This is a genomic window from Enterococcus hailinensis (assembly GCF_045862035.1).
Classification (GTDB): Bacteria; Bacillota; Bacilli; order Lactobacillales; family Enterococcaceae; genus Enterococcus_A; species Enterococcus_A hailinensis.
Map to the genome: position 1 here is coordinate 44,019 of NZ_BAAFRV010000001.1, position 14,359 is coordinate 58,377.

A 14,359-nucleotide genomic window follows, 5' to 3' on the forward strand; every position below is an offset into this window, starting at 1 on the left:
GCATTTAGGCTGTTATTAGAATAATTACGGATAATATCATTGGGATTCAGAAGAAATATTAATGTATTTTGTACCTTGTTAATCACATTTGTTAATATAATAGTAACAAAAAAATAATTTAATGTTTTTTAGAGAAATAAATAAGTGTAGGTTTATTAAAATTAAACGTTTATATACATTGTTTTTTTTTAGTTTTGTCAGTATACTAAAAAAGGCAAGAAAAATTATGTTTTTTTTGCTAACTGTGAAATTTGTAACAAAAATATGGAGTAAGGGAGGTATGTAAATGAAGAAAGTTGTAAGTGGAATCATTGCACTTGTCGCAGTCGTTTTATTCTTCGCACCAACAGCGCAAGCAGCTGGAGCGATCACTGCCGATGAGCAACGTATTCTAGATGAATTGAACCAAGGAGTTTCTGTTGGAGGGAAAACGTTTAACCTACGCGCGTCTGATATCGCGCAAGCAGAGAATCATTTGAAACAAAATGATATCTCAGCTAGTGAGGCAAACCAAGTAATCGCTAAAATCCAACAAGCACGTGCGTTGATCGCAAACTCAGGCGTTGATGTTTCAAATATCAACTCGATCGAGGACTTGCTAAAAGCGTTACCGGCAGATCTTACGAATCAGTTGAAGGATATCATCACAGCTGCGGCTAATATCTTAGGATTGTCGATCTCGTTCCATCCAGGTGGATTCACGATCAATGGTTCTAATGGTACAAATGGTACGAACGGAACTGATGGCGTTGATGGTACAAACGGAACGAACGGTTCTAATGGTACGTCAGGATCAAACATCGTTTATTCATCAGGTAGTGCAGTGAAACAAACTGGCGCGACATACGCTGCTAGTGCAATTTCATTCGCAAGCTTATTACTTGTTGCAGCAGGTGCAGCAGTAGTAGGACGTAAGAAGATTGCATAAATCTTCTAGATTAAAGAGGGTTGGGGTGACCTTGGTCACCCCGATCATCTTTCTAATCTGCGGTTATTCTTTGATGTATGTGATAGGAAAACCTGTGATCCAATTCGTAACTTCTTCTATTCAAGTATTTCTATTGACAGATACTCCCGACTTTCAAGCTACAGAACAGTCATTCACTGCTGTAGATAACCAATCAGTCAAAACCAATGCCAACGATGAATTGCCATCGAGCGAGGTCGACTATCCAGTCGGAGGTCAGCTTTATGGGAAAGTAAAAATAGAAAAGTTAAAAATGGATGTTCCTTTATATTTCGGAGATACCGATGAAATTTTACGTAAAGGGGCCGGCCAATTTATGGGTTCGGTATACCCAGGTGAGATCGGGACGTCGTTGATCGGCGGTCACAATGTCGATGACTTCGGCAAGCTAGGTGCTGCTCAAGTCGGTGATGAGATCGAGATCCAAACGACTTATGGTAATTATACGTACCGGATCACCAAATTAGATGTACGCAATAAAAATGATAAAGAAATCGACAACATGATCTATCAGCGCAATGATCGTCGTTTGATCCTGTATACATGCTATCCACTAGATAGCCTAGGATTGACGGATGAACGATTATTTGCCATTGCAGAGTTTGTCTCTGGGCCGATGATCAATGCAGACGAGTAGGAGGAAAGCCTCAAGATGAGTCACAGAACACGAAATATACCTCGGTGGATCTTAGCGTTTGTCGGGTCTTTGCTCCTGTTTGCTTCCGTTGCTTTGATCTGTATCCGATTGACGCTGTTCAATCAAAATTTTATGATCCGCCAAGTCCATAGCACCAATTATACAGAAGTAGTCCGCAAAGACTTGACCGATAGTATCCAAGATGTTGGCCGAGGCAGTAATATCCCGCCGGAAGTATTGGCCGATGTCGTTACTGAAAAGACGGTCGCGACCAATGTGGACAATTACATTCGCAGTATCTACAACGATGTGCCGTTCAAGATTCAAGGACAGGACGAGTTGAAAGAAAAAATCTTAACGAATGTCCAACAATACGCACAACAAAAAAATATGACGATCGATGAAACGACCCAAACCAATCTGAATAATCTGGCTGAAAATGCAGCGAAAAATTATTCTTCGTTCATCGAGATTCCCTATCTATTGAGTTACGGCCAAAAAGTCATGGCCTTCCAATCAGCGTTGACACTGATCTTGATCATCATGAGCGTGGCCTTTTTATTCGTCTTCATCGGATTGATCTTGATGGTCCGGATGCGACATCAAAGAGTCCGCTGGAGCAGCATACCGATCTTAGGCGCTGGACTGATGCTTTTGGTTTTACCAGCAATTATTTATTTTAGCGGTGTCATCAAACGTTTAGGAATCTCATCAGAAGGGTTGTACCGCTTTGTGACTGGCTATGTCACTGCGTTTGACTTGACCTTTGTCTTTGCTGGATTGATCTTGATCGTCTTAGCGATCCTATTAGTCTTGATCAGCGAACACATGCGTAACAAAAAATTACATAAAGGTCACTAATGAAGGGAAATGACTATGGAAGAAACAATCAGTTTAGAAGAACTATTCCAAGTACTCAAGAAAAAGGCACTGCTTATTATTATGATGACAATTGCTGGGATCGGAATCGCAGCAGGCGTCACATTCTTTTTGATTACACCCAAATATGATTCTGCTGCCCAATTGATCGTGCAAAATTCACAGAATGAGGCAGCGAATACTAATTTACAAAATGATATCAACGGCAACGTGCTGATGATCAATACCTATAAAGATATGATCAAAGGCGATGTCGTGATCGATGCGGTCCAAAAAGAATTAAGCGACAAATACCAATACACGTATAGCAACAGCGAATTAAAAAATATGATTGAAGTGGAACAATCACAAAACTCACAAATGTTCCAAATCGTGGCGACATCACCAGAACCAAGAAAAGCGGCAACAATCGCCAATACGACAGCGATGGTCTTCGAACAAAAAGCCGAAGATGTCTTAGCCGTCAATAAAGTGACGATTACCTCGAAAGGCGTCGTGCCATCCAGTGCGGTCTTCCCAAATAATAAATTGAATTTATTGATCGGTGCTGTAGTTGGTTTGATGATCGGTGTGGGACTAGCTTTCTTGATTGAATTGTTAGACAAAACAGTCAAAGACGAACGTTTTATCGCCGAAGTCTTAGAATTACCGATCTTAGGTCAAGTCTCAGAAGTCAGCAAAAAGGAATTGGCTAAGTCACGTGTCGCTGCAGATGCGACACCAAAAGAACCAACAAATGACTCAATCAGTCATAATCACAATCGAAAAACGACCACTCGTCAGCGTAGACGGGTCTAGATAAATAAGAATGAGGAGCAAAAATTTAGATGGCAAAAAAAAGTAAAGGCATCACGCCTGTTAATCTGATCGCTGCAATCAATCCTTTTTCTACCGCAGCCGAACAATATCGGAAGATCCGGACCAATATCGAATTTTCTTCCGCTGATAAAAAGATCAAAACATTAGTCATGACCTCTTCAGGTCCTTCTGAAGGTAAGACGACGACGGCGGCGAACTTGGCAGTAGTCTTTGCCAATGCTGGTAGTAAAGTCCTATTGGTCGATGCCGATCTACGTAAACCCAATATCGCCTTAAGCTTCCGCGTTCCTAACGTTAATGGTCTAAGCAACTATCTGACCGAAGCGAATGCCACAAATGATAGCTTTTTGACTAATCATGGGACAAACCACGCAGACTTAGCCCAAGGGGATAATCAAATCGGTAGCCGCTTAGTTGAGACTGATATCGAAAATCTTTATCTTTTCCCAAGTGGTCCGACACCACCGAATCCATCTGAACTATTAGCTTCAAAACGAATGCAAGAATTGGTCGATACATTAGCCGCATCTTTTGATCTCGTGATCTTTGACATGCCTCCAGTCGTAACCGTCACCGATGCACAGATCATGTCGGCCTATGTCGATGGGACGATCTTAGTCGTGCGTGAACGTAAGACCAATAAGCAAGCCATCATTGAAGCTAAAAATTTACTTGATATGGTAAAAGCTAAAATCATCGGTGTAGTTTATAACGGCAAGAAACAAGGCGAAGAATCCTACTATTATTATGGTACGGAAGGAACGAAGTGAGACTAGATGATCGATCTACATAGTCACATCCTGCCAGGTGTTGATGACGGTGCATCAACGTTAGAAGATAGCTTGGCGATGGCCCGAAAAGCTGTCGACCAAGGAATCACTCATCTGATGTGTACGCCGCATCATAACAATGGCAAGTTCAATAACCCCGCAAGTGAAGTCATCCCAGCTGTCGATCAGCTGCAGCTAGAGCTAGATCAACGGGGGATCGAGCTGACCTTATTAGAAGGACAGGAAATTCGCTTAACAGAATATCTGCTGTCAGAGATCGAACAAGGTGAAATACTGTTCACCGATCTAAATAACACTTATCTGTTAATCGAATTTCCCACTAATGAGATCCCAGAATATGCCGAACAACTTTTTTACCGCTTGCTAAGTCAAGGCCATACACCAGTGATCGTGCATCCAGAACGGAATGCCGGCTTTCGGGCAGATCTGAATCGACTGATCCCGTTTTTAGAGATGGGCGTCTTGACCCAATTGACCGCACCAAGCATTGTCGGAATATTCGGAAAAGAGATCAAAAAGACCGCCAGACAAATGCTAGAACACGGGATGCTGTATATGGTGGCCTCTGATGCACACAATTTAAAACAACGTTCGTTCTATTTAAAAGAAGCTTATGCTGAAATCCGAAAAATCGGCGGCCGAAAAATGGTAGCGGCGATGGATCAAATGGCGAGAGATCTCGTCAATGGCGATCCAGTCACACGACCGGCCTATCAGGAGATGAAAGAGACACGCTTTAAATTTTTTAAGTAAAAATTGTTGGGGGAGTTAGCAATGAAAAGTGAAAATAGTTTAGAAAGTGTGAAACTAGATAATAATGAAATTGAGTATACAGAAACATATAAACAATTCGATATTTCAAAAAACAGAATTACGTACCTATATTCGAAGAGAGTATTAGATGTTTTTGTTAGTGGATTAGGGCTAATCTTTCTCTCACCAGTATTTTTAATAGTTGCTATCTTAATGAAAATAAAGGAACCAACAGGTACTATTTTATTCGGACATACGCGAAACGGTCAGAATGGTAAAAAATTTAAAATGTATAAATTTCGTTCGATGTGTCTGAATGCGGAAGAAATATTAATGGCAGACCCAGTCTTGTATGAAAAATTTGTTGCTAACGGCTATAAATTGAGTGAAGGAGAAGATCCCCGAATAACTAAAGTTGGGGCCTTCTTACGTAAGACCAGTCTGGATGAACTTCCACAGCTAGTGAATGTTTTTTTTGGTTCCATGAGTTTAGTTGGTCCACGCCCCATTTTGGATATAGAACTTGAAGAATATGGTTTACGTAAGAATAAGCTTCTGAGTGTAAAACCAGGAATTACTGGTTGGTGGCAAGTCTCTGGTAGAAGTAACATCGGGTATCCAGAACGTTGCGATTTAGAGTTAGAATATGTTGACAAAATGAGTCTAGGGTTAGATATCAAGATTTTAGTACTGACACTTGTAACAGTGCTGAAAAAAGAAGGTGCGTTTTAATTGAATAAGAAGAAAGTACTTTTAATTATTGAAGCGATGGGAGGTGGCGGAGGTCGACATGTACAAGATCTGATTCTAAACCTAGATCAAAATCTATTTGAACTTAGTGTTATTTATTCTCCAGAGCGATCAGATACTAAATTTTTAGATAATTTAAAAAAATATGAAGACAAGGCTGCATTATATGAATGTGAGACGCTAACAAGAGAAATAAATCTTAAAAAAGACAAGGCAGCATATATATATATATCAAAAAAAATAAAAGATATAAAACCAGATATTGTTCATTGTCATAGCTCTAAAGCTGGAGTCATTGGAAGGATAGCTGCTAAGAGGCATGGGATAAAGAAAATCTTCTATACCCCACATGCTTATTCTTTTTTAGCTCCTGAGTTTGGGGGATATAAAAAAAATTTATTCATTTTAATTGAACATTTCTTAAGCCGTTATGCGACAACTCAAACGTTTTGTGTTTCTAAAGGAGAAAAAGATTCTGCTATATCATATAAAATAGATAAAAGCGAAAAATTTTCAGTTATTTATAACGGACTACCGGCTATTGAATTACCTGAAAAAAATGAAGTGAAGCAACAGCTAGGTTTAAAGTCTACAGATATTGTTATAGGAAACAATGCAAGATTGTCGGAACAAAAAAATCCCATGCTTTTTATGAAAATTGCGAAAGAGTTGATTAACAAAAATAATTCTTATCATTTTATTTGGGTAGGAGATGGCCCGTTGATGGCTGATACTAAAAGATTCATTCAAGAAAATGATATAGAGGATAATATCCATCTATTTGGATATAGAGAAGATAGTGAATTAATTGTAGCCGGGTATGATATTTTTTTGATTACTTCGTTATATGAGGGATTACCTTATGCACCAATAGAAGCAATGCGAGCAGGCGTACCTATAATTGCAACAAATGTTGTTGGAAATCAAGAATTAATTAATCAGTCAGAAAATGGATATTTAATTGAATTAAATGAAATAAATAATATTTTTGAAGTGTTCAAAAATACATTTGTGTTACAAAAAAAATCAATTCAAGTAGAATTTGAACGTAACTATAGCCTTAGTAGAATGATAGATTCGATAGGTAAATTTTATTTAAAACAAAATTAGTTGAAAAAATTAATATAGTAATGTAAGTGTTTATTTTAAATATATTTATGTAATTAAGAAGATATGTGGTGAAAATATGGAATTATATTTAATACAGTATGTACTAATTGTTATTATAGTCTTATCATTTAAGTTTATTAGGTTGAAAGGTGTAGAAGTTTTTTTATTGTGCGGTATATTGGTCGTACCAATGGGACTAAGAAGTTTTTCTGTAGGAACAGATACAAGGTTATACGGCAGAATTTTTATGAGTTATGGGGAAACACCATACAATCAATATGAAGGATCTACATATTTGTATTTTTATTGGAATAAATTAATTTATTATATCTCATCGAATTATGGTGTATATCTTCTAATTACAGCTGCATTAATGATAGGGTGTTTAATAATTGCCATCTATATGTTTGATAAAAAATCCTTTGGAGAAAGTATAATATTATTCTATTCCTTGTATTTTTATTTGAATGCTTTCAATTTAAACAGGCAATATTTAGCTTTGAGCATATCATTTTTAGCAATAATATTATCTATAAAAACCAATAAAGTTTTTATTCCATTATTAATTTGTTTAGTGGCAGTGCTTGTTCATAACACTTCAATATTTTATTTAATTTATTTTATATTTAGAAAAATTAATTGGTCATCTAAATCTTATTTAATACTTTCGCTGTTGGTTTTTGTAATAGGAAAATTGAAAAATGAAGTTTTTAAGGTATTTTCTACTATATTTACACACTATTCATTATACAATTCTGAAAATTTTGAATCTATTAGCCAGGGAAATAAAAAATTTTTGGGATTATTTTATATGGTGGTAATAATTTTAGCTATATTCTATCTTAATTCAACAAAGGTTGTGAATAAAGATACTCAAAAATACGGAGTCATAATTGCTCTGTCTATAGTTGGCTGTATTATCAGTATCTTTTTTGGTAGTGATATATTACTAGGACGTATCGAAAATTATTTTTCTATATTTCAAATATTAATAATACCATTTTCTATAAGAGGTTTTCTTAAACTTTTTGGTTCACATGAATTAGGAATATATGGGTTAACATATATTATTTTATTTTGTGTGTTACTAGTACCATTGTTATTTCAACTAAACAGTAATATCTCTCAGGTTTTACCCTATTCGGTGTGGTTAAAATAATAAAAAAGAAAGAAGTGTAATAAAATTAATAATGTAAAGGTTAGTGTAATAATACCTACTTATAATGCAGAAAAATCTATTGAACGAGCTGTAGATTCTATCTTTAATCAAACGTATAAAGATTATGAAATCATATTGGTAGATGACGTTTCAAGTGATAATACTTGGAATTTGTTGAAAAAAATAGAAAAAAATTATAGTCAAGTTAGAATCTATCAGAATCAGCATAACTCCAAAAGTGCTTTTACTAGGAATTATGCTATTTCAAAAGCAAAAGGCAAATATATTATGCAGTTAGATGATGACGATTATTGTGAAAAAACAAGAATGACTAGACAAGTTGAATTTTTGGATAATAATTTAGGTTACGATTTTGTAGGTTCTAATGTTTTTTTATGGGATAAAGAAGGTATTTACGGAGAAATAATTAAGAAAGAACAACCTTCTAAATATGATTTACTAAAAACGAGTACTTTTATTAATCCCTCAGTGATGTTCAGGAAAGAAGCGCTAGAACGTGTAGACGGGTACAGAGTGTCGAGAGAAACCGTTAGAGGGCAAGACTATGACCTTTTCTTAAGGATGTATACATTAGGAATGAGAGGATATAATTTGCAAGAAAAGTTGGTTTTTTATTATAAGGATCAAAATTATTTTACTAAAATTAATTGGAAATGTAGAATAGGCGAATCCAAATTTAGGTATAGAAACTTTAAAGAGATGGGAATGCTACCTAAATATACTCATTATGTATTAAAACCTTTATTAGCGATACTTATCCCCAATAAAATACTAACTTGGAATCATTCAAGAAAATTGATTCGGAATAGATAAATTACATGCTTTTAGTTAAAATTTATATGAGAGTATAGAACTATTTATGAACTATAGCTTACGTTTATAAATGGTAACTCTAGTATAAGATAAGCTATTTTGATAAAAAACATAAAGTATCTGAATAGAAGATTATTAAACAGTTGAAAAGTAAAATTTATGAAAAGAGTCTAAACATGAGAAAACACGCATATTTGATAATAGCGCATAATCAATTTGAATTATTAGAGAAATTAATAGAATCGCTTACTTACGAATATAATGATTTTTATATTTTAATTGATAAGAAAAATTTGTTGAATTTTTCTGAAACGCTAAAAAAGAAATTTGAAGAAAGAAATGTGAACTTAATTTTAGATAATAGCGTTTTTTGGGGAACCTATTCACAGATAGAAGCAGAGCTTACTTTATTTAAAAAAGCTTTTTATTCAGATGTTAATTATTCATATTACCATGTACTTTCTGGTATAGATTTTCCCTTGAAACAAGCAAAGAGGATACATCAAGATATTGAAAAAAACTATCCAACTGAATATATTGCATTTGCAGAACGTTCTAATCTGTCTAATAGTAGTTTAGAGAGAATAAAATTTTACTCGGCGCCACAGTTTGTTATAAAGATGTTCGGTAGACGTCCATATTCATTTTTAACTAAAAAATTATTGTTTCCTATCCAAAGATTATTAAAAATTAATAGGTTAAAAGAAATCAATTTTAGTTTAGGAAAAGGAAGCAACTGGGTAAGCGTTACTGATAAGCTTGTAAAAGAATTACTTTCTCAAAAGTTCAGTAAATTTATTGATCTCTTGTTAACAAATTCTTTTTGTGGTGATGAGTTATTAGTACAGACGGTAGCATTGAATAGCGAAAATATTATCAATGAAGTATCTAATATTAATTTAAGATATATAGATTGGAAGAGAGGGAATCCTTATGTTTTTGTGAACACTGATCTTGAAGAACTAATTAGAATTAGTAATCAATACTATTTCTGTAGAAAAGTAAATTGGTCAAACAGTCAAGAAATAATCAGGTATTTTAATTGAATTTATAACTTAGTAGATATAATTAAAAGTAATAGTAAATTTTTTTAATTTAATTTCAATATTTACATCTTAATTTAATTTTAGAGGAAATATTATTTTAATTTTAGAAAATAATATTTTTTAGGAGGAAAAAATGAAAATTTCTATTTTTGGACTTGGTTATGTTGGTTTAGCCAATACCCTACTATTAGCACAAAATGAACAAGTAAAAGCATACGATATCGTTTCTGAAAAAATCGAACTGCTTAACAATAAAAAATCTCCATTGGAAGATAAAGAAATCCATGAATTCATTGAACGCGATGATCTGAATGTTGAGTTTACGCAAGATTTTGAATCTGCGGTCAAGTTTGGTGACTATTTGATTATTGCAACACCAACGGATTATGATGAAAAGAAAAATTACTTCAACACATCTACTGTAGAAGATGTGATTGAAAAAGCATTAGCGATTCGACCAGATGCGACATTTATCATTAAATCGACTGTTCCGGTAGGTTATACAGATGAATTAAGAGAGAAATATGGCACAGAGAACATTATCTTTTCACCTGAATTTTTACGAGAAGGTCGGGCTTTATATGACAACTTGCATCCATCGAGAATTATCGTGGGTGAATGTTCAGATCGTGGACAAGAGATTGCAGATCTATTTTTAGAAAATGCTTTAGATGAAAGTGTGCCCGTTTTATTGGCACATTCTACCGAAGCAGAAGCAATCAAATTGTTCTCGAATACGTATTTAGCTCTACGAGTAGCTTACTTTAATGAACTAGATACATATGCGGAATCCCGTGGCTTGAACAGTAAACAAATCATCGAAGGTGTTGGTTTAGATCCACGCATCGGTGATCATTACAATAATCCATCATTTGGTTATGGTGGTTACTGCTTACCAAAAGATACGAAACAACTTCGTGCTAATTATGAAGAAGTACCAAGTAACATCATTGGAGCAATTGTGGATGCGAATACGACACGAAAAGATTTCATTGCTGAACAAATTTTAGCGAAAAATCCTAAAGTAGTCGGTATCTATCGTTTAACGATGAAAGCTAATTCAGATAATTTCCGATATTCTTCGATTCAAGGTGTCATGAAACGTTTGAAAGCGAAAGGAATCGAAGTCGTTGTCTTTGAACCAACCTTAGATGATGAAGAATTCTTCCATTCAAGAGTAATCAAAGATTTCGAAGAATTTAAATTAGTTTCAGATGTAATTATTACTAATCGTTTTGAACCTGAACTTCAAGAAGTTGAAGAAAAAGTCTATACAAGAGATATTTTTAGAAGAGATTAATTAATATATACATTTTGAATTATAAAAAAGGAGGTAGGATTTAATTTTATCTAACGGGATTCACTTTATTTTATTGAAGGGTAGTTTTTATTTAAAAAATTAATCTTTATATTGTCATTCGTTTTTTGATAGTAAATTCAGCTAGAAGGAGTAGTCCGGTAAGTTAGATTTTTGAAAAGCCAATATAATTAAATAGATCTATTTTTATGTAATTGTATTATCTATAATAACAACTTGTTAACACAGAAAATAAAAAATATTGTAATGATTGTTCATGTTTATTTTAACTCCAAAGTGATTGTGATGCTATGAGGAACGGGCAAAAAAAAAGTATAGTAGCAGATCTATAGATAGATGTTAAAGTGTTATCCAAGTCGTATATTGTAGAAAAATTTCTTGAATAATAGTTTTAAAGGAATCATAAATATAATCAACTCTTTTACATATAGTATTTTTTTTAATTATTGACAATATAATTGATAAATTGAAGCATCAATTAAATAATCATCAAGGAAGGTATAACATGAAGAATGTATTAATTGATAATTGTGTTCCATTAAATAACGGAGATGCAGCTTTAGTATTTGGTTTAAGTAATGCACTGAAGAAAAAAAACTACAAAATAGAATTTAGCTGCCTAAATTATACTCAAGTAAAATCTAAATATCCAGAATATAGATGGCATAAATCTAGAATTGGAACTTTTTTTTATAGAGCATGTTTTTGGAAAAATAAATTTACTTTTATATGGAAGTTGTATACCTTTATAAATCTAGTTTTTTTAAAAAATGAATATAAAAAAGCAGATAATATTATCTCAGCTCCAGGTGGTTATATACACAGCTATTATGGAATAGAAGCTAGGATGTTTATTTTGTATATATGTAAAAAGTGGTTAAAAAAACAAGTAGGAATATATTCTCAGTCTATAGGGTCTTTGAGTGATAGAGATAAAAGATTTTTTTATAAGTACGGTAAAGATTTAGATTATATTTTAGTTAGAGATGAGCTTTCTTATAATCGGGCATTAAGTTATGGAAATTTTAAAAATTTAGTTTTAACGAAAGATGCAGCTTTTTTATTAGGACAACTTACTAAGTCTAATTTTACAAATAAAAATAAGGATAAACAAGTAGCCATATCAGTAAGAGAATGGGCTAAAGAAGGCCGTAGCATGGACTCGTATTTTAACTTAATTGATAGGATAGTAAAACGCGTATTAAGTTACGGGTATAAAATTACATTTTTGTCTACATGTCAAGGTATAGATGATTATGTCGATGATTCTATCGTGGCTAAAGAATTTATAAATAAGTACGGCTATGCAGATAATGCTATGGTAGCAGTTGACGATAGTTATCATACTTTAGAAGAATTACAACAATTGATTCAAGATAATTTTGAATTTGTTATTGGTACACGATTGCACATGTGTATATTGTCTATAATAAACGGTGTTCCTGCTCTTAATATATCATATGAAGAAAAAGGCCGGGAATGCTATAAATATTTAGACATTGAAGAATTTAGTGTAGATTTTAATAATGAAGAATCTATTGATATAATAGATTCTTTTATAAATATGTCTGATTTTCAAAAAAAACAATTATTTGAAAATGTTTCAATAATATCTCAAGAACAACAAGATTTTATTAATTATTTTTTTGAATAAAAATATTATGAATATAAATTTAATTACATATTGAATTTAATTCGTATAAATAAAAATTTATGTTTAAATAATAAACTTTGAATAGCTATAAAGTTAATTGATGAGAACGTTTAGTTTGTAAATAAATAACTTGTGAATATAATATTTTACCATTTATTTGCGAAAATGTTTCAAAAATAGATAGGAGATATAGGTGAATAGATACAAGAAGCTTTTAAATAACTCATTGATATTTGCAGTCGGAAATTTTGGAAGTAAAATTATTAGTCTGTTAATGGTTCCGTTATATACATTTGTTTTAAGTACTCAACAATATGGGGTTGTTGATTTGTTAACGACTACAGTGAGTTTGTTTGTGCCATTAATTTCATTAAGTATTGGAGAATCCGTCATTAGATATACTATGGATGCTCACCATTTACCAAAGGAACAAAATAGAGTGTTGACCAATGCAATAGTGGTTAATTTAATAAGTACAGCTATTGCATTATTTATTCTTCCAATTTTAATGTTTTACGGTGTATTTGGAAAGTTACTACCATATTTCTTCTTATTAATGGTTGTCACGCAATTTCAAATTACTATATCACAATTTGTGAGAGGAGTAGGATTAGTCAAGGCTTTTGCTATAAATGGATTATTGATGACTGCGGTAACAGCAGGTATGAATATTCTTTTACTTGTTAATTTGTCTATGGGATTGACGGGATATATGTTATCACTTATATTTGCGAATATTTTTTCAATTCTTTATTTGGGTATAGTGAGTAATCTATTTAAAAGAATCAAAATTTACTTTTTTGATTCAAAACTTTTAAAAAAAATGAGTCAATATTCTGTTCCGTTGATTCCAAATACAATTATGTGGTGGTTAATAAATAGTTCTACACGATACCTAATTCTTTTATTTATTGGAACGTCGTCAAATGGTTTATTTGCGGTGGCAAACAAGATCCCGGCAATATTGACAATGTTTACTGCAATATTTCAACAGGCATGGCAATTATCTGCTTTTGAAGAATATAATTCTAAAGGTAAGGACGCATTCTTCTCAAAAACTATGGAAGCATACTATCAATTTCTTTTTTTAAGCACGTCATTCCTAATTCCATTTTTACAGCCAATTGTTCCTCGAATAGTTGGAGAATCTTTTAAAGAAAGCTGGCAAATTATTCCTTTCTTACTACTTGCTGTTTGTTACCAAAGTCTTTCAAGTTTTATTGGAACAAATTATACAGCTGCAATGCACACAAAAGGTGTTTTTACATCTTCTATTATTGGTGCAGTTTTGTCTGTCCTAATTAATATAATTCTTATTCCAATTGTAGGTTTAACGGGTGCCGGTATAGGTACAGCAATCAGTTTCTTGATAATATTTATAATTAGATATATAGATACTAAGAAATTTATTGATATGAAGATATCTTATAAAAAATTTGCAATTGGAAGTGGAATAATAGTAATTCAAATTATTTTTTCGAAAATAATATTTAACAAAGGTCTTTTATTTACTTGTACATTCCTATTGTTTGTAATTCTATTGTTATTTACATTATTTTGGAATAGACCTCTTTTGAAACGATTAATATCAAAAATTCGATAACGAAGAATTTTTCGTTTGAGAGTAGTTAAAAATTTAAAT

14 protein-coding genes are annotated in these 14,359 nt (G+C 32.9%); all 14 read left to right on the plus strand.

Annotated elements, in window-relative coordinates; all coding sequences use genetic code 11:
• The first annotated feature begins 286 nt into the window (after positions 1-286).
• The gene (locus tag ACKTSC_RS00155) at positions 287-928 is read left to right on the plus strand and encodes a hypothetical protein (protein ID WP_407856499.1); all 642 of its coding nucleotides are present in this window, start codon (positions 287-289) and stop codon (positions 926-928) included.
• Positions 929-1,001: 73 nt separating this feature from the next.
• Positions 1,002-1,604 carry a class D sortase gene (locus ACKTSC_RS00160; protein WP_407856681.1) on the plus strand — a complete coding sequence of 201 codons (603 nt, stop codon included), beginning with the start codon at positions 1,002-1,004 and terminating at the stop codon, positions 1,602-1,604.
• A gap of 15 nt (positions 1,605-1,619) precedes the next feature.
• Positions 1,620-2,465 (plus strand): hypothetical protein, encoded by an 846-nt coding sequence (locus ACKTSC_RS00165; RefSeq protein WP_407856500.1) that lies wholly within the window; start codon positions 1,620-1,622, stop codon positions 2,463-2,465.
• A 15-nt stretch (positions 2,466-2,480) separates the two neighbouring features.
• A complete protein-coding gene (locus tag ACKTSC_RS00170; protein WP_407856501.1) occupies positions 2,481-3,281 on the plus strand; it encodes a YveK family protein in 801 nt (266 codons plus the stop codon).
• 29 nt (positions 3,282-3,310) lie between these two features.
• Positions 3,311-4,072 (plus strand): CpsD/CapB family tyrosine-protein kinase, encoded by a 762-nt coding sequence (locus ACKTSC_RS00175; protein WP_407856502.1) that lies wholly within the window; start codon positions 3,311-3,313, stop codon positions 4,070-4,072.
• 6 nt (positions 4,073-4,078) lie between these two features.
• Positions 4,079-4,846 carry a tyrosine-protein phosphatase gene (locus ACKTSC_RS00180; RefSeq protein ID WP_407856503.1) on the plus strand — a complete coding sequence of 256 codons (768 nt, stop codon included), beginning with the start codon at positions 4,079-4,081 and terminating at the stop codon, positions 4,844-4,846.
• A 21-nt stretch (positions 4,847-4,867) separates the two neighbouring features.
• Entirely contained in the window at positions 4,868-5,578 is a 711-nt protein-coding gene (locus ACKTSC_RS00185) for a sugar transferase (protein WP_407856504.1), read from the plus strand.
• Positions 5,579-6,706 (plus strand): glycosyltransferase, encoded by a 1,128-nt coding sequence (locus tag ACKTSC_RS00190; protein WP_407856505.1) that lies wholly within the window; start codon positions 5,579-5,581, stop codon positions 6,704-6,706.
• A gap of 76 nt (positions 6,707-6,782) precedes the next feature.
• A complete protein-coding gene (locus ACKTSC_RS00195) occupies positions 6,783-7,865 on the plus strand; it encodes an EpsG family protein (RefSeq protein ID WP_407856506.1) in 1,083 nt (360 codons plus the stop codon).
• 51 nt (positions 7,866-7,916) lie between these two features.
• Entirely contained in the window at positions 7,917-8,699 is a 783-nt protein-coding gene (locus ACKTSC_RS00200; protein WP_407856682.1) for a glycosyltransferase family 2 protein, read from the plus strand.
• Between the two features lie 176 nt (positions 8,700-8,875).
• A complete protein-coding gene (locus ACKTSC_RS00205) occupies positions 8,876-9,745 on the plus strand; it encodes a beta-1,6-N-acetylglucosaminyltransferase (RefSeq protein WP_407856507.1) in 870 nt (289 codons plus the stop codon).
• Between the two features lie 133 nt (positions 9,746-9,878).
• Positions 9,879-11,045: a nucleotide sugar dehydrogenase gene (locus tag ACKTSC_RS00210; RefSeq protein WP_407856508.1), complete on the plus strand. Its 1,167-nt coding sequence runs from the start codon at positions 9,879-9,881 to the stop codon at positions 11,043-11,045.
• Positions 11,046-11,568: 523 nt separating this feature from the next.
• Positions 11,569-12,717 (plus strand): polysaccharide pyruvyl transferase family protein, encoded by a 1,149-nt coding sequence (locus tag ACKTSC_RS00215; RefSeq protein ID WP_407856509.1) that lies wholly within the window; start codon positions 11,569-11,571, stop codon positions 12,715-12,717.
• 193 nt (positions 12,718-12,910) lie between these two features.
• Positions 12,911-14,320, plus strand: coding sequence for a lipopolysaccharide biosynthesis protein (locus ACKTSC_RS00220; RefSeq protein WP_407856510.1), 1,410 nt, complete (start codon positions 12,911-12,913; stop codon positions 14,318-14,320).
• Positions 14,321-14,359 lie beyond the last annotated feature (39 nt).

Bases quoted from the DNA above. Each gene is read 5' to 3' on its own strand.
- ACKTSC_RS00215 (WP_407856509.1), top strand. From the start codon at position 11,569: ATGAAGAATGTATTAATTGATAATTGTGTTCCATTAAATAACGGAGAT.
- ACKTSC_RS00185 (WP_407856504.1), top strand. From the start codon at position 4,868: ATGAAAAGTGAAAATAGTTTAGAAAGTGTGAAACTAGATAATAATGAA.
- ACKTSC_RS00170 (WP_407856501.1), top strand. From the start codon at position 2,481: ATGGAAGAAACAATCAGTTTAGAAGAACTATTCCAAGTACTCAAGAAA.
- ACKTSC_RS00165 (WP_407856500.1), top strand. From the start codon at position 1,620: ATGAGTCACAGAACACGAAATATACCTCGGTGGATCTTAGCGTTTGTC.
- ACKTSC_RS00155 (WP_407856499.1), top strand. From the start codon at position 287: ATGAAGAAAGTTGTAAGTGGAATCATTGCACTTGTCGCAGTCGTTTTA.
- ACKTSC_RS00205 (WP_407856507.1), top strand. From the start codon at position 8,876: ATGAGAAAACACGCATATTTGATAATAGCGCATAATCAATTTGAATTA.
- ACKTSC_RS00175 (WP_407856502.1), top strand. From the start codon at position 3,311: ATGGCAAAAAAAAGTAAAGGCATCACGCCTGTTAATCTGATCGCTGCA.
- ACKTSC_RS00210 (WP_407856508.1), top strand. From the start codon at position 9,879: ATGAAAATTTCTATTTTTGGACTTGGTTATGTTGGTTTAGCCAATACC.
- ACKTSC_RS00160 (WP_407856681.1), top strand. From the start codon at position 1,002: ATGTATGTGATAGGAAAACCTGTGATCCAATTCGTAACTTCTTCTATT.
- ACKTSC_RS00195 (WP_407856506.1), top strand. From the start codon at position 6,783: ATGGAATTATATTTAATACAGTATGTACTAATTGTTATTATAGTCTTA.
- ACKTSC_RS00180 (WP_407856503.1), top strand. From the start codon at position 4,079: ATGATCGATCTACATAGTCACATCCTGCCAGGTGTTGATGACGGTGCA.